General features: G+C 61.2%; 12 protein-coding genes. 6 read left to right on the forward strand and 6 right to left on the reverse strand.

From position 1 onward, the window contains the following. Positions 1–20: 20 nt before the first annotated feature. Together proC and GKC41_RS00310 are read right to left on the reverse strand one after the other, a co-directional pair. The gene (gene proC / locus GKC41_RS00305; protein WP_154312432.1) at positions 21–824 is read right to left on the reverse strand and encodes a pyrroline-5-carboxylate reductase; all 804 of its coding nucleotides are present in this window, start codon (positions 822–824) and stop codon (positions 21–23) included. Continuing rightward, the gene (locus GKC41_RS00310) at positions 821–2,215 is read right to left on the reverse strand and encodes an alpha/beta fold hydrolase (RefSeq protein WP_154312433.1); all 1,395 of its coding nucleotides are present in this window, start codon (positions 2,213–2,215) and stop codon (positions 821–823) included. Before GKC41_RS00310 ends, proC begins: the two co-directional genes overlap by 4 nt. 253 nt (positions 2,216–2,468) lie before the next feature. Here GKC41_RS00310 and GKC41_RS08690 point away from each other — a divergent pair, with 253 nt between their 5' ends. The 6 genes from GKC41_RS08690 to GKC41_RS00335 all read left to right on the forward strand — a co-directional run bounded on the left by GKC41_RS08690 (position 2,469) and on the right by GKC41_RS00335 (position 13,045). Further along, the gene (locus GKC41_RS08690; RefSeq protein ID WP_195760100.1) at positions 2,469–2,615 is read left to right on the forward strand and encodes a hypothetical protein; all 147 of its coding nucleotides are present in this window, start codon (positions 2,469–2,471) and stop codon (positions 2,613–2,615) included. A 238-nt stretch (positions 2,616–2,853) separates the two neighbouring features. Then, a complete protein-coding gene (locus GKC41_RS00315) occupies positions 2,854–6,444 on the forward strand; it encodes an InlB B-repeat-containing protein (RefSeq protein ID WP_324611983.1) in 3,591 nt (1,196 codons plus the stop codon). A 475-nt stretch (positions 6,445–6,919) separates the two neighbouring features. Then, on the forward strand, positions 6,920–7,957 hold the full coding sequence (locus GKC41_RS00320) for a LacI family DNA-binding transcriptional regulator (protein WP_195760102.1): 1,038 nt from the start codon (positions 6,920–6,922) through the stop codon (positions 7,955–7,957). A 54-nt stretch (positions 7,958–8,011) separates the two neighbouring features. Continuing rightward, complete coding sequence (locus GKC41_RS00325; protein WP_101432793.1) at positions 8,012–8,995, forward strand: ribokinase; 984 nt, start codon at positions 8,012–8,014, stop codon at positions 8,993–8,995. A gap of 342 nt (positions 8,996–9,337) precedes the next feature. Beyond that, on the forward strand, positions 9,338–12,079 hold the full coding sequence (locus tag GKC41_RS00330; RefSeq protein WP_154312436.1) for a DUF7134 domain-containing protein: 2,742 nt from the start codon (positions 9,338–9,340) through the stop codon (positions 12,077–12,079). Positions 12,080–12,355: 276 nt separating this feature from the next. Next, entirely contained in the window at positions 12,356–13,045 is a 690-nt protein-coding gene (locus tag GKC41_RS00335) for a response regulator (protein WP_154312437.1), read from the forward strand. A gap of 19 nt (positions 13,046–13,064) precedes the next feature. On the opposite strand, the gene GKC41_RS00340 is transcribed toward GKC41_RS00335, so the two are convergent. The 4 genes from GKC41_RS00340 to GKC41_RS00355 form a co-directional block, all read right to left on the reverse strand. Then, positions 13,065–15,719, reverse strand: a complete 2,655-nt coding sequence (locus GKC41_RS00340; RefSeq protein ID WP_195760103.1) for an ABC transporter permease — start codon at positions 15,717–15,719, stop codon at positions 13,065–13,067. Between the two features lie 31 nt (positions 15,720–15,750). Beyond that, positions 15,751–16,596 carry an ABC transporter ATP-binding protein gene (locus tag GKC41_RS00345; RefSeq protein ID WP_418904377.1) on the reverse strand — a complete coding sequence of 282 codons (846 nt, stop codon included), beginning with the start codon at positions 16,594–16,596 and terminating at the stop codon, positions 15,751–15,753. 431 nt (positions 16,597–17,027) lie between these two features. After that, positions 17,028–19,721 carry an ABC transporter permease gene (locus GKC41_RS00350; RefSeq protein ID WP_195760104.1) on the reverse strand — a complete coding sequence of 898 codons (2,694 nt, stop codon included), beginning with the start codon at positions 19,719–19,721 and terminating at the stop codon, positions 17,028–17,030. 11 nt (positions 19,722–19,732) lie between these two features. Continuing rightward, on the reverse strand, positions 19,733–20,623 hold the full coding sequence (locus GKC41_RS00355) for an ABC transporter ATP-binding protein (protein WP_229281534.1): 891 nt from the start codon (positions 20,621–20,623) through the stop codon (positions 19,733–19,735). Positions 20,624–20,703 lie beyond the last annotated feature (80 nt).

Genomic DNA, 20,703 nt, shown 5'->3' on the forward strand with positions numbered 1-20,703 from the left:
CTGCCCCGGCGTGGCTTCCCCTAGTCGCCGCGCTCCACCGCATCGATGGCCTCGATGACCGCTCCACGGAAGCCGTGCTTCTCCAGGGAGGCGACCCCCTTGATGGTGGTTCCGCCCGGCGAGCAGACCGCGTCCTTCATGGCCCCGGGGTTGGTGCCGGTGGCCAGGTAGAGGGCTCCGGTCCCCTGAACCATGCGAGCCGCCAGCCGGTAGGCCGCCTGCCTGGGCAGCCCGTGCTTCACCCCGGCGTCGGCCAGGGCCTCCATGTACATGGCCGTGTAGGCGGGCGCGCATCCGGCGATGGTCGTGCCCACCGAGACCAGCTCCCGGGGCAGCCGTTCGATCATGGCCACCGGGTCGAAGACCTGGGTGAAGAGCTCCCGCTGCTGGTCGGTCAGGGTGTCGTCCTCCTGGGTGACCAGAATCCCCAGCCCTACGGAAATGGGGGTGTTGGGGATGGCGCAGATCAGGTGGGTACCCTCCTCCAGGATGTCGGCATAGTCCTCAAGAGTCATGCCGCCCACCACCGAGAGGACCATGCGGTCCGGGTCAGCCAGCTCGTGGCGGATGGGCTCGCAGACCTGGGCCACCTGCCCAGGCTTGACGGCCAGAATCACCAGGTCGGCGGCTGCAGCCACCTCGGTGCCGGAGTGCATGGGCCGCACCCCCAGCTGGGCCGTCCGCTCCACCAGCCGGTCGTAGTGGGCTGCACAGGCCACAATCCGGCCGCCGGGCAGCACGCCTGCGTCGACCAGGCCCTGGGCCATGGCCTGGGCCATGTTGCCGTATCCGATGAATCCGAGAGTCAATGAGTCCGTGTTCATGCCCTCAAGTCTAGCCGCGCGCCGGGAAGAGCCCCCTCCAGATCGCCGCGCTCCAGGGCCAGCCGGTAGAGGTGGGCGAAGACCCTGTCCCCGTGCAGCCCGTCGTGCTCGAACTCGTTGGTCACCCAGGCATGGGCGTGGCCCACGCGCAAGAGGGTGTCCAGCTGAAGCTCGGAGGGCACGTAGAGGTCGTCGGCATAGACCGCGGCCTGCAGGGGTACCTGATTGTCGGCAAGGCGCTCGGGATCGTACAGGTGGCCCCAGGAGCCCTCCTCCATGAGCAGGCTGACCGCAGGGCCGAAGGGGCGCAGGGCCGACTCCTGCTCGAACATCCAGGGGAAGATCGCCTCCCCGGTGAACATGAGCGGACGTGCAGCAGTGTCGAATTCAGGACGGGCATCGCGCACCCGCTGCGCAGCCCAGCGCAGGGGTTCGCAGTCCCCGTCGGCGTAGATGAACTCCTGCAGGGGCCAGTAGAGCGGCGTAACGGCAGTGGCCGCCCGCACCCCCTCCAGGAAGGCCTGCGAGAGGGTGGCCCGGGAGCTGCTGGCGCCGGAAGCGGGCAGGCTGCCGTCGCCGTCCAGGAAGGCCGTGTCCAACAGCCAGTGGAGACGCTCGAACCCGCCGCTCTTGCCCAGGTCGGCACCCAGGGTCTGCAGCCGCTCCACGCTCAGGGGGTCGCCGCCAGGCAGAACCACATCGCCCTGTGACAACCGGTCGGCAATGGCCGCCACACGGTCCTGGTCCCCTGGATAGCGCTGATAGAAGATCTGGGACCGCTGGGCCATTTTGGCGAAGGTATGGGAGTAGAGCTCATAGGCATCAGCGGGGATGTGGGGCACGCCCCCGGTGGTAAAAGCCGCAGCCAGCCCCTGGGGGAAGTTCGACAGGTAGGCCATGGTCAGGAAGCCGCCGAAGCTCTGCCCAAGGGTCACCCAGGGACGGCCGGCGAAGACCGTGCGACGCAGGTGCTCGAAGTCCCGGATGATGGAGTCGGCCAGAAAATGCTTCAGATAGTCGGCCTGGGCCCGGGGCTGGCCTAGGGAGGCCATGGTGGAGCCGTCGATGGCGTTGGACCGGCCCGTACCCCGCTGGTCGGGCAGGACAATGCGGAAGTGGCGCAGGGCCTCAGGCATCCACCCGTCGGCGGTGGCGTTCAGAGGCCGTGGGGCGCCCGAGCCTGGTCCGCCCTGCAGGTAGACCAGCAGCGGCAGGTCGTCGTGGATGTGCTCGGGGGCGCAGACCACGCGGTAGAAGCAGCGGATGACCGCCTGGTCTGAATGATCTTCGGGTCGCCAGACGCCAGGTTCACTGCCCGCCCAGTCCAAGGGAACGGGGATGGATCCCTCCCGAACGTAGAGTCCCGGCAGATAGTATCCCTGGTTGGTCATACCCTGGCTCCTTTCTTTGAGATCAGTCGGGTTCATTGTCCCCGGGCGGTTGGACCTGGCTCGTGTGTTGTTTGCGGGCTGGGTGGTAGGGTGAAAAGCGGGGGACATCGAGAAGACGGCTGGCTTTTGTCGTGACTCGTGCAGTCTGTTGCACGGGCTGGTATTGAGCAATAGGCGGCTTTCCGACAAGAAGAACTTTGTTATGCAAGCGGTGTTGATTCCGTTTGGTGTTTGGTGAAGGGGTTTTGGTTTGATGCATCTGGTTTCCCGTCTGCGTCGCATCATGGCGATGACGACCATCCTGCTGGGAATGCTGGCAGGCCTGGGCGTCGCATCCGCCCAGGCGGACGCTCCCATACTCACCGGGGGGGGGGGGTCGTCAGACCCCTCGCGTAGCTGAGCAAACCCCCGGCATTCCCCCCAGCAGCGCACCAGGCACCCCGCTGCCCTCGCCATCACCGATACAAGCCACCACACCGTTAAGCCCGACAGCAAATCCAGGAACCCCGTCATCGACGACGGGAACACCCGGCAGCGCAGACGCCGCACCCGCCAAACCAGCCGAAAAGAGGGATGGTCAGGCTTCGCACACAGTGCGCTTCGACCCGAACAACGGCAGCAAGCCCACACAGTCAACCGTGAAAACCGGCACGCTCGCCGTTCCCCCGCAGCAGAATCCTCAACGTGAGGGCTTCCGGTTCGACGGGTGGACGCTTGACGGCCAGCCCTTCGACTTGCAGACGCCCATCCTCCAGGACACGACCCTGAAAGCCCAGTGGTCGAAGACCACGGACTGGACGCTGAGCCCGGAGCACGGGCCCGCCTCCGGCGCCCGGCTGACCATCAACCCGCCCAACCTGCAGAAGCCTCAATTCGCCAGCATCCAAGCGGCAGGCGGCCAGTTCCTCGGCCTGGCCGGCGACGGGCGCATCCACACATGGACGCAGGACAGCACGCCCAAACAGGTGCCTTCCCCCGCCCGGGCTCCTGCCGGGTTCCGCTACCTGCAGGCCGCAGCCGGCAGCCGATCGCAGGCCGCCCTCGGATCCGACCAGCGGATCTACACCTGGGCCAGCGGACAAACAGCACCTACGCTCCTCGACACCGGCAAGGATGCCAGGTTCACCAGCATCAGCACGGACAATGACCTCCTGCTGGCGGTGGACCGGCAGGGACAGGTCCACGCCTATCAGGCCAGCCATGCCGACAGCCAGGGCCTGAACCCGAAATTCTTGGAGCAGGCCGTCATCAGCCTGCCCGGGCATGCGCAGGCCGTCACCGCCGTCGCCTCCGCCAGCCAGGCGCTCATCGTGGACGCGGACGGGCAAGCCTGGACCTGGGAGATGAGCAACCTCGGGAAAGCCAAGCCCGCACGCGTCAAGCAGGACCCGGGCATGCGCACCGTCCAGGCCCAGGCCCTCAACCAGGGGTTCCTCCTCCTGGAAGCGGACGGGCAGGCCCGGTACCTGGCCGACGGCACTACCGCCATGATCCAGCTCAGCCTGCCGGACGGCGCGCAGGCCAACAGGATCAGCGCCAACAAGGACCAGGCCGTCATCACTGATGCGGACGGCCACGTCTGGGCCTGGAAGCCCGGCAGCAGGCCCGCCCGGGCGGACGACGGGAGCCAGCAGTACGTGCAGGCCGCCGCTGCCGGCGGCAGGATCAGCGCCATCAGCAGGCAGGGCGGCATGTTCGCGTGGATCCTGGACGGGCAGGGCCAGCCTGGCAAACCCGACAGGCTCGACACCACCACAGCGTCCATCCTGGAATCAGCCAGCATGGACAGCCAAGCATTGACGCTCAGCAGGAGCAACGGCTCCTGGCAGGCGCAGATCCCTGCCCGCAAGCCGGGACCAGCCGCTATCCTTATCACTGGCAGGCAGGACGGGCAGCCTTTCGCCAGGAGCCTTGCGTACACGGTCGACCAGCCGCTGACCAGAGGCGCCGAACCTAGATCCGCGTTCACGGTCCGCTTCGACACGGGCGGGGAAAACCCCAGACCAGCAGACCAGACTGTCCCCGCCCCGTACGGCAGGGCGAAGCGCCCCTCCCCCGACCCTGTGCGGGAAGGCTACCTGTTCGACGGCTGGTTCACCGGTCAGGTCGCCTACGATTTCAGCAGGCCCGTCGACAAGGACCTGACCCTGACCGCCCACTGGACGCCGGCAAGCCGGAACACCAAGTGGAGCATCAGCCCCAATAAGGGCAGCCAGCTGGGCAGGGAACCCGCCACCATCACCCCGCCCGACAACGCCAGCCGCGGCATCAGATTCAGCCAGATCAGCGCATCAACATACGACGGTAGTACTTCCTATGGTTTTTCCTTGGCTGTGGGCAGCGACGGCAACGCCTACGCCTGGGGATACAACTACTATGGCCAGCTCGGCAACGGGACGACAAGCTACAGCGGCCAATCTACGCCGGTCATGGTGGGGAAGCCTGCAGACGCGCCAGCGGATTTCACCTACGTGCAGGTCAGCGCCGGAGGCTCTCATTCCCTGGCCCTGGGCAGCGACGGCAACGCCTACGCCTGGGGATACAACGGCGATGGCCGGCTCGGCGACGGGACAGGCTACAGCCAGTCTACGCCGGTCAGGGTGAAGACGCCCGACCGCAAGACCTACCCGGACCTGCCAGCAGACTTCACCTACCTGCAGGTCAGCGCCGGAGGCTCTCATTCCCTGGCCCTGGGCAGCGACGGGAACGCCTACGCCTGGGGATACAACAGCAGTGGCCAGCTCGGCAACGGGACAAGCAGCCCCCGGTACACGCCGGTCAGGGTGAAGACGCCCGACCGCAAGACCTACCCGGACCTGCCAGCGGACTTCACCTACCTGCAGGTCAGCGCCGGAACCGATCATTCCCTGGCCCTGGGCAGCGACGGCAACGTTTACGCCTGGGGATCCAACGGCAATGGCCAGCTCGGCGACGGGACGAGAACCGACAAGAATACGCCGGTCAGGGTGAAGACGCCCGACCGCAGCACATACCCGGACCTGCCAGCGGACTTCACCTACCTGCAGGTCAGCGCCGGAGCCTATCATTCCCTGGCCCTGGGCAGCGACGGGAACGCCTACGCCTGGGGATACAACAGCAGTGGCCAGCTCGGCAACGGGACAAGCAGCCCCCGGTACACGCCGGTCAGGGTGAAGACGCCCGACCGCAAGACCTACCCGGACCTGCCAGCGGACTTCACCTACCTGCAGGTCAGCGCCGGAACCGATCATTCCCTGGCCCTGGGCAGCGACGGCAACGTTTACGCCTGGGGATCCAACGGCAATGGCCAGCTCGGCGACGGGACGAGAACCGACAAGAATACGCCGGTCAGGGTGAAGACGCCCGACCGCAGCACATACCCGGACCTGCCAGCGGACTTCACCTACCTGCAGGTCAGCGCCGGAGCCTATCATTCCCTGGCCCTGGGCAGCGACGGGAACGCCTACGCCTGGGGATACAACAGCAGTGGCCAGCTCGGCGACGGGACAACCGGCGGCAACCGGTACACGCCGGTCAGGGTGAAGACGCCCGACCGGAAGACGTACCCGGACCTGCCAGCGGACTTCACCTACCTGCAGGTCAGCGCCGGAGGCGATCATTCCCTGGCCGTGGGCAGCGACGGCAACGCCTGGGCCTGGGGATGCAACTGGTATGGCAACCTCGGCAACAACACCGCCAGCGGGTACAGTGACAAGAATCCTGTTCCTATGCGCGTGCGCGACCCCGCCAGCCCCACCGACACGAGCCGAGGGCTCAAAGCCGCACAGGTCAGCGCCGGACTCCATTATTCGCTGGCCGTGGGCAGCGACGGCAACGCCTGGGCCTGGGGATACAACAACTATGGCCAGCTCGGCGACAACAGCAGAAACAACAAATCAGTTCCTGTGCCGGTGTCGTTCAACCTGGCTCTGGTGATCACCGGCGTCAAATTCGACCAGATCCCCGTATCAGGCCTGACGCGCGGCGACGCCGGCAGCGTGACCGTGACCACGCCCGCACACCAGCCGGGCACGGTCACGGTCAGCGTGGACTACACGCTGGGCGGCGCACCCCAAACGCCCGACACATCCTTGAAGTACACGTACCTGCCAGCAGGCGTGCTCCCCCGGGCCGGCGGGGAAGGCATCCTGCTCGCCCTGGCCGCGGGCATGACCGGCATGGGCGGGGTCCTGGCATCACGCCGCCACCGGCAGGAAACACGCCGACTGGTTCACGCTTCGCACGAGTAAGAGCGGCCGGGCGGCGTATCAATCCCCCCGCCCCCGGCCCATCAAGGGGGAGCAGGCAGGAACGTGCCACTTTAGGCTCAAACCCCAAGAGAGCCGACACATCCCTCCCGCGCCCCCACCACACTTCTGCAGGCGGAAGCCGAGGGCAGGCATGCACGCCCCCGACCCCGCCTGGGAGAGAGGGAAACACGGCCAGGCCGGCCAAGAGACTCAACAGCCTTCAGCCAGCCCGGCCGCTGTTCATCTCCCTATCCCAGCATAATCGCACAAACTGCAGCTTCATCCCCGAGCATTCAGCCGCGCCCGCCTTCACCCACAGCCAAGCCTCGACGGGCCATGCTGTGAAAGTTGCGGTATCGTTACCGCACTGATATAACTGAAGGCTGTCAGAACCGTTCGCCTGCCCATGGCGGCGGTCAGGCAACCGCCGAGGTCGGCCGTCCGGCCCGGCGGCCGACCACTTCGACGAAAGGCCATGATGGCGTACGCGACGATCAGGGATGTGGCCCAACGGGCCGGTGTCTCCGTATCGACGGTCTCCCGAGCCCTCAACGACTCCGGGCGCATCTCCCCCGCCACACGACAGCGCATCAACCAGGTCATCCACGACCTGCACTATGTGCCGGACTCCCGGGCCCGATCCATGCACTCCGCCCACTCGCGCACCATCGGCCTGCTCATCCCCGACATCCGCAACTCCTACTTCGCGGACCTGGCCTACCTGATTCAGGGCCGGCTGCTCAACCACGGCTTCCAGACCCTGATCTGCACCTCCACCCAGGGCGACCCCGGCGAGGACCGGGCCCAGGTGCGCAACCTGCTGGGCCAACACATCGACGGAGCCATCATCGTGCCCGGGCCGCGTTCCTCGCACACCCTGGAGGAGCTGACCAGACGCGGACTGCCCCTGGTCTGCGTGGACCGTGCCGCCGAGGGTGCCACCGGACGCAGCGGGCGGGCCATCCCCTGCGTGGACGCCGACCCCGAACCCGGCCTGAGGCAGGCCCTTGAGGATCTGCACGCCCAGGGCCACCGGCGCATCACCCTGGTGCCCGGACCCCTCAAGGAATCGGCCACCTTCCGCGAACGCCTGGACGTCTACCGGGACCTGCTGGCAGGCATCGAGGGCATGGATGACCCCCTGGCGGACCAGGTGGAACCCGGCACCTTCGACCCCGACATGATCGACCTCTGGGCCCGGCAGGGAATCACCGGCGTGCTCTTCGGATCCTCCCTGGATGCCATACGCGCCATCAAAACGGCCCAGTCGCGAGCAATCAGCATCGGCGAGGACCTGTCCATGATCACCTTCGACGACCTGCCCGTCTTCCGCATCCTGACCCCGGCCGTATCGACCATCTCCCAGCAGATCGACACCATGGGGACCCGCTGCGTGGACATGCTCCTGGCTTTGATGGCAGGCTCGCCCGTGCGGTCGGTCCGGCTGCAGACCAGCTACCGCCACTGCGCCTCGGTGGGTCGCCCGCCCGCGCACACCGGCCAGGATCCCTGAACCTGTCACAGCGTGATCATCAAGGCGGACAAGCTCATCAAGGAACGGAGAAACATGATTCAAGATATGGCGGCGGCACCCGACCAGGTTCTCAAGGGACTGGATACCATCACGGGATCCATCTCGGTGGTCGGGTCCATGAATGCGGACTACACCGTCAACACCGACCGGCTGCCCAAGCCCGGCGAGACCATCAACGGGGGTCCACTGCAGGTGTTGCCCGGGGGCAAGTCGGCCAACCAGGCGGCGACCGCGGCCCGCATCGGCGCCCAGGTCAGGCTCTTCGGGGCCGTGGGATCCGACTCCAACGCCGACTTCCTGCTGGGGCAGCTGGGCAATGCCGGGGTGGACGTCTCCCATGTGATGACCGTGCCGGGAGCCAGCGGAACCACAGTCATCACCGTGGATGCGCGCGGCGAGAACACCATCGTCTACTCCCCCGGCTCCAACGGCAAGGTGGATGTGGACTACGCCCACCGCTCCCGCCAGGCCCTGACCTCGGCCAAGGTGCTGGGGCTGTGCCTGGAGAGCCCCATCGAGACGGTCACCGAGGCCGCGCGCATGGGCCACGAGGCTGGCATGACCGTGCTGCTCAACGATTCCCCCTTCCGCGCCGACCTGCCTGCCGACCTGATCGCCAACTCGGACCTGATCCTGGTCAACGAGCATGAGATGGCCCAGCTGCTGGGCATCGACGAGCCCGAGGACGGCGACTGGCTGGGGGCCGACTGGGACCGGATCAACCAGACCATGCAGGACTTCGGCTTCCACCGGGCCATCGTCACCCTGGGCGGCGAGGGGTCCATGGTGCTGGACCAGGGCCGGACCTACCGAATTCACGCCGTGCATGTGGACGCTGTGGACACCACCGGCTGCGGGGACGCCTTCATGGGCACCGTGCTGGCCGGTCTGGCCTCCGACATGACCCTGGTTGAGGCCGCCCAGCTGGCCTCCTACGTCTCGGCCTACGCCGCCACAGGGCAGGGGGCGCAGGCCTCCTACGGCACGGCCGAGCAGATTCGGCTGCGTTTCTCCTGAGACCGGGCGCTCGGAGGCGGATCATCAAGGTCGAGCCATCGGGATTAGTCCACCGAGATCTTATGACCAAGGTCCGTTGGTCAGGGTCCGACGATTTGTCAGGTGGACCGGCCCCTCCCCCGGCTTTGTCAGGCCGACGAACCGTTGTGGAATGCACGACGGGGAGTCGGCCTGACTGGTATTTGAGCGAAGGAACGGCATTAAACCCCTCTAGGTGGCTAAACCGATGATCAGTAACCACATCTGCAAAGCCACAATTCTTCGGCAGCCAGGGACCACATTTGACCACATCATCCCTCGGACTGATGGCGCCTCCCATCACCCACGGATATTGTTGGTTCCATGAACACAGTCAGTCAAACAGCGCAGCGGCCGATCACCAGGTCCAACGGTCGAACGCTGCTGACTGACACTCTCTTGGCCATCCTTCTACTTCTACTGGTGAGCGGCCCCACCTCCGCTTCCGTTCCAATAGATGGAGCCCTGATCCCCTCGCAGAAAATCCAAATCCTGATCTGGACGATCCTGATCATAGCGCCTGTCATTATCCGTCGCCGATTCCCCGACCTGGCAGCCGGGCTCTTCATCGCTGTGGCTCTGGCTCAGCTCCTGTTGGGGCCTGCCATCATGCTAGCTGATGCAGTCTGCCTGGTAATGGTCTATTCCTGTCTGCTCTACGGACGCCCATCCCTGCGTCGACTCTACCTGACCTTGACCTGGGTCATGATGTCCTTAGCCTGCTTGGCCTTCACGTTGGTCAATTCGGGGTTTCTGCCTCCAGGCAGGACACGGCAGGACCGCACCTTCATGTCGCCGAGCTCATTGAGAGAACTGACGATCAACTTTCTATTGAATTTTCTGTTCGATGGGCTTCTGCTGCTCGTCGCCATCATTGCCTCCTACTGGACGCAGACCAGGCGGGATGCCCTTGACGAGGCCCGGCGACGCAACCACGCCTTGGCCCTGCAGGCAGAACAAAGCGCGGCCCTGTCTGCAAGCGCTGAGCGGGCCCGCATGGCCCGTGATATGCACGATGTCGTCGCACATACACTGTCCATTGTCATCGTGCAGGCAGATGCCGGCAGATACGCTGCCACTGCCGATGCGAACCTGGCCCTCAAGACCATGCGCACCATTGATCAAGAGGGCCGTCGCGCCCTACGTGAGCTGAGCTCGCTCTTCGGCAAACTCAGGGCTCCAACCAACCAAGCGGCCGACGCCAGCCAAAAAACAACGAATTTCCTTCCAGGTCAACACCCGTCTTCCCCAAGAAGACTTGACCAATCTCAAGCAACTACCCAAACGAGCTCTACTCGTCAATTCGCGAACGAGCATAATCGCAATTCAGTTGATGCAGAAGGTGCCCAGCCAAGACAAGCCAGCGATCATCCTCCCACAATTCAAGAGGCTCCAACTGTTGACACTGGCAAGGCCAATGTTGATACAACCGACAATGCACATACTTGGCCCTCGGCTGCCACCTCTTCAAGCAACCCACCGACCAGCTACGGATCATGGACAGACCTGATAGATGCGGCTCGACTCACTCAGCCAGAATCCCAATTCAGCCGGCACGTCGAAGGCCGACCCCAACCACAAAGGTTGGATCGCAGCCGCGCCATAACTGCTTATAGGGTCTTGCAAGAAGCATTGACCAATGTTCGCAAGCATGCCGCTCCTGCTTCACACGTGCTGATTGAAGAGCAGTGGCTCACGGACGGTCTGAGCCTGACTATTGACGACTACCCGCTTGACCTTGCCACTACTATTTCAGATTCTCAGACGCAGATGGAACAACCTGAGCATTCAGGCTTCGGACTTTTGGGGATGCAGGAACGACTGACGTCTCTGGGAGGCAACCTTCAAGCTGGCCCCAAACCAGATGGCGGTTACCACCTTCAGGTATGGATTCCTTTTGCCGCTCCGCCAAAATCCGACCCCGAAATGGGAATATACACAAATCGACAAGCTCAGTGGTCCCTGCGCTCGATTGTCTCCAAGCTCTTCATTTGGTTTCAACGCCATCCATTGACGGCCGACCTGGGTTTGGTAATCGGACTTGTGTTGGTAGGGAATCCAGGTCAAGCTCTTTCTATAGCACCTGTCACGCCCCAATATGATCCGGGCCGACCAGTAAGGATCATCGCCACGCTAGGTATCACTTTGCCTCTGATTGTGCGCAGAGTCCGTCCCGGCATTTGCGCCGCCCTAGTGGCTGCAGCTGCCGCCCTGCTGCTGCTCTTCTCGCCATGGCTGCCAGAGGCTGCGATCTGTTCCCCCATCGCCATCTATTCGGCAGTGGTTTACGGTAAAGACACCACCAGGCGATGGGTTCCATTCGCGGTCATCACGGATGTGGTTTTATGGGCTGCCAGATGTGTGGCCAATAACCAAGGGTGTCCCACCGTTCTGTCATACATTACAGAACGACCAGCAGAATCACCTTTTTCTGCATCCAATTTAACGCATTTCACAGTGATGGCCGCGCCGGCCTTGATCTGTCTGCTGACCATTCTGATTGCTTCACACCAACGCACTCGTGGCTCGGTCCTTCTTCTGCAGCAGGAACGCGAGCGCGCGCTAAGCCAGATCCTGCAGGAAAGCCAGGCTCTGGCCGCCAATCAGGAGCGGGAACTTATCGGCGCCACCATGCAGGTAGAAGTAGCGGACACACTAAATACTGTCATTGCGTCCACCACTAAAGCCATCGGCGTGTTGAACGATTATCAAGTCAAGGGAGTGGACCCTCCCCCGGAACAGATAGCACAAGCCTTCGGCGACATTGCAAGCCAAGGACGCGAGGCCCTGGCTCGGATGCGGCAACTGCTAACAGTCCTGCGTCACAGTTCCAGCACCGACCCGCATTCAGACACCGAGACCATCCATGACCCGAACAAGAGTTTTCATTCAGATGGGAGCCACAAGGTTGAATCCACCCACAAAACCCCACCTTTGACGGCTCTTCACCCAGCCAAACCCCTGCCAGTAGATCTTGACGATCAGGTTGACAACCCTTCGCAACATTCGCAACGGGACAAGAAACCGATGCATGTCCAATCGGACACCAGGCATGAGCATTCTTGATAATGAGCACTAATGAGTACAGCAGGTAATCAGCACAACCGAAGAATCAAGCACCCCACGAATCATGCATCCGAACATTAGCCTGCCCCAGGAATCAATGACTAGGGTAAGTCGTTTTGTTATTTGACAGTTACTCCGGCAACGGATGTTCGGGCAAAACTTACAGCGATTGCCTTAGCCACAAATCGAAACCAGCCGTAATTCCTGGCAACACTCAACTCAGATAAAATCGGAAGGTGGCGCTGGCCATCATCTAGCAGAAAGAAGCAGGCTCTCATGGAACGGACCGAACCCATCAGCGTTGCCGTCGTGGACGACCAGGATCTGGTCCGGGCCGGTTTTGCCATGGTCATCGGCTCCCAGGATGACATGACCGTGGTTGGCCAAGGCGCGGACGGCGAGCAAGCAGTGGATCTGGCCTCACGCCTGCGTCCTGACGTGATCCTCATGGATGTCCGCATGCCCGGCGTGGATGGTTTGACAGCCACCCGCCGAATCACTGCCTTGTCACCTGACCGTCCGGAGTCCAGGGTCATTGTGCTGACAACCTTCGATCTTGACGAATACGTCATGGCTGCCATAAAAGCCGGCGCATCAGGATTCCTGCTCAAGGATACCGAGCCTGAAACCCTCTTGTCCTCCATCCGTACAGTTCACCGGGGCAATGCGATCATCGCTCCTTCGGCTACAAAACGCCTGATCGAACACATGGCCCATGACGTGCCTGCGGCCGGGTCCATGACTTCGGGATCGACCTACCGCGATCCCGAAGTGGACCTGCTCACTGATCGCGAGCTGCAGGTCCTGATTCACATAGCCCAAGGTCTGAGCAACCAGGAGATAGCCGACAATCTGGGGATCTCACTGCCCACAGTGAAAACTCATGTCACTCACATTCTTCAGAAGATCAATGCCCGCGACCGCGTCCAGGCGGTGGTCTTCGCCTACGAAAACCATCTGGTATGAACCTGGACGTCATGCAGCATCAATCGTCACTAAGAGCCTCAATGGGTGAAACCTTGACTGCCTCCCTGGCTGGCAGCACACTGGCTACCACAGCAGCCAGCAAGGCCACCGGCAGTATCAGCGCAAAAGCCGACCATGGCACGGTGAAGGTCACGGACCCTAAGGGCACAAAGACCTGATAGGCTCCTATCCATCCGAAGAGCGTTCCTAGAACGATTCCAGCCAGACTGGCTCCCAGGGCTATCATGCAGGCCTCGACTCCCAAGGATCGACGAACCTGGACGCTGCTCATGCCGATTGCCCTGAGCGTGGCAGTCTCACGACGGCGTTCCAGCACCGACATCATCAAAGTGTTGGAAACCCCTATCAGGGCGATAATCACAGCAACGCCCAGCAATGCCACCATGATTGCCAACAAGGAATCGATTCTTTCGCTCCATGTCCTCATTTGCGTCAGCCCTCCGCTCATAGCCATGTCGTCATGCTCTCCTACAGCCTGACGTATGTCATCCAAGAGCAGTGCGGTATCGCGATCTCCCTGCGTCCTAATCCAGATTTCATGCGTCTTGGTGTCAATCCCAGCGACATTCCGGGAGTCCGTGATTGCATAGACACCACTGGTATCCAGCCCGCCGAATCCGGCAAAGACCCCAGTCAATGTCCTTCTTGCATCTGCCTCCTTTTCACGTTCATCGTCCGCCTGAGGATCAGCTATCGACAACTTCAGCTGACTTCCATCCCGGTAACCGGAATGCCTGGAAATCGTTCTGGTCGACACCAGCAGCGCATCCGACCTTTGCATACCTGGACCCAGATCGGCATGAAGCACTCGCCTGATCCGTGAAGCATCCAAGGCATAGACAGTCATGGAAGCTTGTGAGGGGCCTCCTGACTCGACCTTGGCATTGAATCGCTGCACCAGCTCCGCATCTGCAACACCTTGGATACGCTCAATGGCCCGCACATTTCTCTTGTTCAGACCCTGACCAGATATTTCAATATCCACGGAATAACGCTGATCAATATCCTTGAACAAAGTACGTTTAGCGGTTACCGCACCTGTAGCCAGAGTGGAGACCAGAGTCACGCCAATCAGCAGAGCAACACCTGTGGCAGCGACCCGTGAGGGATTTCGGGCGATATTCGCCACTCCGACCCTGCAAGATGGTCCAATCTTGGACACAGGTTTACCCAGGCAACGCAGAAGAGCCGGAATCCATCGACGAGCCCCTATCAGCGCACCCAGAAAGATCAGCAAAACACCCAATACTGCGAGACCTAGCAATCGTTCCTGCTGATTACTGGTCTGGACTGTATCGCCAGAGTTTGTCCTGACTAACTCCCCTACGCGCCAAGATGACCAGGTCACCAACGCCAGACCAATGACAGCCAGCAGGACACTGATTCGTAAACCGGTCCGATCCCTGCTGCCCGGCTCCTGATAGTCCACTGGCTGCAGGGCTTCAAGCGGTCTGACTCTGATAGCCCTATGACTAGATCCAAAGGCAGCCACCAGGGTTGCCAATACACCGAGCACAAACGGAACCAGGAGGGAGGCGGGTGTAAGCAGGAGTTCAAACTTCATGGTGCCCGAATGCAAACCAAGGCAACCGGCAAGGCCCATCAAGCCCATGGCCAGCAGGATGCCGATCAGGGACGATATGACGCCAAGAAGCAGGGCCTGCTGCAGCACGCCTACCCTGATTTGCCGTCGATCAGCACCAATAATCCTCAGCAGGGCCAGATACCTGCGCTGTCTGGCCACCATGATCTGGAAGGTGTTGGCAATCACCAAGGCAGCCACCACCATGGCCAGCAAACCAAAAGTCATGAGGAAAAGAGTTGTGATGTCCACACCATCGCCGGTCTGCTCTCTGAGCAGCCTGTCCTCCATGGTACGACGATCCTCCAGCTGGTATCCCTTGGGAACGTATCGCCTGATATTTTGCAGAGCCTTCTGAAGCTCCTTGCCTTGGCCATCAACCTGCAGATAGACATTATTCACAGGAAGGGACTCCGGTCCAACCATTCCCGCCATACTCAGCAGACGCTCAATCCGAGAATCCGTCAGCACCACAGCTCCACCGAAGTCATCGTACTGTCGACCACGGCTCTTGCTGATGCCTGAGACGGTCAAGTCCACGGTTCCTTGGTCAACAAGACGTTCTTTGCTTGAAGAATCCTGAGCACTATCGCTATCACTACCTGGCAGCGTCAAGGTGGACAGATGGAGGCGCACCTTATCACCCAGGCCCGCCTGGAGCCTGTCGGAGACGGGCTGCGGCAGCACAACCTGATCATCTGAATCCGGCCATTGCCCCCGAACCAGATCGATAGGCATAAGCTCCTGCCTGGCACCTACTATGGCCAGGATCTCCTTGCTGGACTGACCGTTTGCTTCTGCATCCACCAAGAGGCTGACATCAGGGCGCAGACCACGAACCCCCTGCAAGTTCGACAGTCCTTTGCTGTCAAACTCGTCGAACAGGATTGGCTTGTCCTGATCCTCTCTGGAGGCCACAACATAGTTGGCTTGACCAGCATCCACGCTCATCTCGCGACGCATGGAGGCATTCGCCACGTTGCCAAAAAGGAGCGTCAGGCACATAAAGAGGGTGCCGATAACAATGGCCAGACCAGCCGGCATCATCATACGTGCATCGCGCTTCATCATCGTACGGGTTATCCGCCACACAGTGCACCCCCTAGTCCTGTACCTGGGAATCGCCAGCAGTGCCAGCCGAGACTTGTTCAGCCAGAAGGTCATTCATGGCTTTCACTGTCGGATTCTGTCGGTCCGCGACTATCCGTCCGTCGGCAAAGACCAGCGCACGATGGGCGTAGGATGCGGCATAGGCATCATGAGTGACCATGATGACGGTCTGCCCCAGCTCGCGGACCGAATCCCGAAGGAAGCCGAGCACCTCGGTCGATGAGGCCGTGTCCAGGTTTCCCGTAGGCTCGTCAGCAAAGACGATCGAAGGCTTGGTGATGAGGGCCCTGGCGATTGCCACACGCTGCTGCTGACCACCCGAAAGCTCACTGGGCCGATGATCCAATCTGTCCGACAATCCCAGAGTCTCTACCAGTTGCTCCATCCACGAGCTGTCGGGCCGAACGTCGTCCAGTACCAGCGGCATGAGGATGTTCTGTTTGGCAGTGAACATTGGCAATAGGTTGAAGCTCTGGAAGATGAATCCCAGATGCCGCCTCCTGATCAGGGTCAGCTGACGGTCGTCCATTCTTGTCAGGTCGACTCGGCCGGCCTGGTCAATCGATGGATGGTGACGATCTCCGCTCTTCGGAAGCAGAAGATCAGCGGCCATATAGACATGGCCTGAGGTGACAGTATCCAGACCAGCCAGAACGTGCATGAGCGTTGACTTGCCCGAACCTGAAGGTCCCATGATGGCCGTGAACCGGCCACGCTCGAAATTCACGTCGATTCCACGCAGGGCATGGACGGCGTTCGATCCTTGCCCATAATCCTTGGTCAGCTGTCTGGCACTGACAGCCGGCGATCCCGCGACGCCTGGACCTGCTCTGTCGATCAACCCTTGTGAAGACAAAGTATCCGCTTTGTTCTGCATGGTGCTCCTTATCCGCGAGGAAACCTTTCTCCCGTCAGCTTCCGACCCTATGCGGCTATTAGCTGCCGCGATATGCTCCCTGGGAGCGATGAAGATAATCATCCTTACGGATGAGTGCGATGAAGAACTCCTCCTGTTAGGCTAACACCATCCAAACCAACGCGGGGCGGCGGGGATGGACATCTGCGGAGATGAGGAACATCTTGTTCAGCACAAAAGACACGAGTCACAAGACATGCAACCATCGGACCAAGGGATTGAAACAGTTGCCTGGATCCCCGTGATTGACTACAGGAACACCCGAGTAGCATCGAGGAAACCATCAACCGGCAGAATGAGTCATTCATTCCCGGCTTCAACCAAGATGCGCCTGGGTGAAGGCTGGCTTGTCGTCATTCCTCTGCTAGAGCCACGACCGGTGGAGTCCGGTTGACGCGTCTTGCAGGCAGGGCGCTTGCCAAGATCGCGGCTACGAGCGCCACCAGCAGAATCACTATGCCTATGGTCCAAGGAATGGGGAAAGCCACCGTACCCAGAGAGGAGAAAATCTCATAGGCTGCAGCCCAGCCGAAGAGCAGGCCCAGGATCATGCCAGACAAGGACGACACCAGAGCTATCAGCCCTGACTCCACAGCCAGGGACCGCCTGATCTGTTTCCGGGTCATCCCGATAGCCCGCAGGGTGGCGGACTCCCGTCGGCGTTCCAGCACCGAGAGGGAAAGCGTGTTGGCTACGCCAATCAGGGCGATGGCGACCGCCACCGCCAAGAGAGCCAGGATGATCATGAGCAGGCTGTCGATGGTCCGATCCCACTGCTGCTTTTCAGCCAACCCACCCTTGACGGCAACAGCCGAATAACCAGAAAGCGCGTCTTTCACCTTGTCGATGAATGCCGGGACTGTTGGTGAACCATCGACCTTGGCCCAGATCTGCACGGTCTGAGGCTGAACGCCATTGAGCGAGGATGAGTCAGTCAGACCATAGAAATTACTGGCATCAATCCCCTGGAAGGGCGCATAGACACTGGTCACGAAGAGTCTTTGAGCCACCGATGCGGATCCGCCATGAGCATCGCCTTGAATCGGGTTGAGAATATTGAGCCCCAGATTCCCGCCGTCATGAAAATCCTTCTGTTTGTCCATGCGGCTTTCTGGAAGCAGAAGGGCATCCTGTCCGGAAAGATCCTTGCCGACCTTGGCGTTCAGGAGACGATCGATCTTCTGCGAGTCAAGGGCGAAAATAGTCATTCCCGCACCGTTCTCGCCGCCTGATTTGACCATGGCAGCATACTGGGGCACCAGCTCGGCCTGAGCGACCCCGTCGATTCGCCGAATGGCATTCAGAGCCTTGTCATCCAGGCCATCGGCGCTGATCTGCAGATCGACGGAGTAGTGCTCGTCCAGCATGTCGGCCATGGTCTGCTTGGCGCTGGCGGCGCCCGTGGCCAGGGTGGCGACCAGTGTCACGCCAATCAGGAGGGCGGTACCCGTAGCCGCCACACGGGAATGGTTCCGAGCGATGTTGGCCACAGCGATTGTGGACGAGGGCCCGATCCGAGAAACCAGGGACCCGACTCCCCTGAGCATGAAAGGAATCCAACGATTAGCACTGAACAAAATGCCCAGGAATGCAAGAACAATGCCGATGACGGCCATGGCAGCAACAATGTTCGGCCCGTCTCCGGATGTCTTGCTGGCCTTGTCTGCCGTGACACTGAGCCTGACCTGCCAGAGGGACCAGACCGTCATGGTGATGCCCAGCAGAATCATGACCACGCTGACAAACAGACGCATCCTGCTCGTCCGCTTGTTCTCCAAAAGATCGGCAGGCCTCAGCGCCTCCAAAGGACTGACCCTGGTGGCGGCCCACGAGGAGCCCAGGGAGGCCAGGACCGTGACAATGATGCCGAAAACAAGAGGCACCAGGAAGACTGCCGGAGTCAGCTTCAATTGGAAGTAGAGGGAACTCGTATGAGCTTTGGCTGCACCCAGAACTGCCATGATGCCGATGGCGACGCCAACCCCGATCAGGGATGCCACAGCGCCCAGGATGATTGAACGCATCAGGACGCTGGCCCTGACCTGGTTCTTATTGGCGCCTATCGTCCTCAGGAGGGCCAAATAGCGACGTTGCCGTGCGACCATGACCTGGAAGGTGTTAGCGATGACGGTGGCAGCCACGAACATGGCCAGTGTGCCAAAGACCAGAAGAAAGGTGGTCACGGGGTTTTGGGAACCGCCGAGCGCGGTCTTGACCAGTCGGTCCTCCATGGTGTGACGGTCCTCTAGGGAATAGCCGGAAGGCATGAGCTTGCGCAGAGAGGCCAGAGTCCCATCGAGGTCGCTGCCCTGCCCGCCAACATTCAGGTAAACGTTCTGGGCATACAGGTTACCCATGTCGCCAAGACCTGCTGTAGCCATAAAGGCATCTATGGTCTTGGGGGTCAACACGATTGCACCGCCCGACTCGCCAAACTCGCCGCCTTCGCTGCCCTGGTTCGAACTGACGCCCGACAAGGTCAGGGGCTCCGATATGAACCTGCCTGCCACCTGGTCGGCACTGGCCTGATTTTTCGACCCAAGATCCTCGGAAATATACAGCATGTTAGGCGACAGATTCAGATTCACCTTGTCGCCCAGGGAGAGCTTGAGCTTGGACACAGTCGGCCCGGGTAGGACCACTTGGTCGTCGGCACTGGGCCAGGATCCCTTGGCGAGACCGACCGGCATCAGCGATGAATCCGCCATAGGAATGGCAATCACGCTCTCGCTTTTGATTTTGCCGGCGCGGACATCCGCCATGAGCTGGGTGTCTGATCTGACTGCGTGAACGCCTGGGACTTTTGCCAGCTCCTCGGTTTTGAAGTCCTTCACTCTCTTCTGATCTGGATTGCTGCCTTCCCCGGGGATGATGGCGTAGTTGGCCTGGGCCGCATCGGATGAGACCATCCGCCGCATGGAAACGTCCATGGTGTTGCCGAAGAGGAAGGTCATGGCAATAAACAGTGTTCCGACGACAATGGCGATGCCCGCGGGAACCATCATGCCCAGGTCATGCCGCATCATTTTTCTGGCGACGAACCACATGAGCATTCCCCTCAGCGATGAGCAGCTGAGCCAGCTGTAGCTGCGGAGGCCATGACTTCCTCGGAGAGCAGGGAGTTCATGGAATCCACAGTGGGTCTGTCCTGGTCTGCCACGATCCGCCCATCCGCAAATACCAAAGCCCGGTCGGCAAATGAGGCCGCAAAGACATCATGAGTGACCATGATGATGGTCTGCCCCAGCTCGCGGACCGAATCCCGCAGGAAGCTGAGCACTTCGGTCGATGAGGCCGTGTCCAGGTTTCCCGTAGGCTCGTCCGCAAAGACAATGGAAGGCTTGGCGATGAGGGCCCTGGCGATGGCCACACGCTGCTGCTGACCACCTGAGAGCTCACTGGGCCGATGGCTCAGTCTTTCCTCCAGGCCCAGGGTCTTGGCCAAAACCTCCAGCCAGGCTGTGTCTGGCTTAGCCCCATCCAGAATCAGAGGCATGAGGATATTCTGCTTGGCCGTAAACATGGGCAGGAGGTTGAAGCTCTGGAAAATGAAGCCCAGGCTCTGGCGCCTCAAGAGGGTCAGCTGATTGTCATTGAGCTTGGTCAGGTCGACCACGCCCCTCCGCCCTCCTTGACGGTGGGCCCGCCTGCCCTTCACCCCGACGGCATCGGTCCCGTTCAGGTAGACATGTCCGGAGGTAACGGTGTCCAAGCCGGCCAAGGTATGCATGAGGGTGGACTTGCCCGACCCGGAGGGACCCATGATGACCGTAAACCTGCCCCGTTCGAATTCGACATCCACACCCCGCAGGGCATGGACCAGGTTCTCCCCACTCCCATAGTCCTTGGTCAGTCCCTTGGCCTTGATGGCCACCTGGGCGATCTGCCTCGATTTCCCCGAACCGGACGAAGAATCAGAAGACGACCTCGTCTTTGCTCCATGTTTCATGCCCCCATCTTACCCACCGCAATATTTCCGCTTCACCTGTCACGTGCTTCCTGCCACTGGGGAGAGGTGAGGATAGGACA

The organism is Bifidobacterium asteroides (assembly GCF_009683175.1).
GTDB classification, from domain to species: domain Bacteria; phylum Actinomycetota; class Actinomycetes; order Actinomycetales; family Bifidobacteriaceae; genus Bombiscardovia; species Bombiscardovia asteroides_H.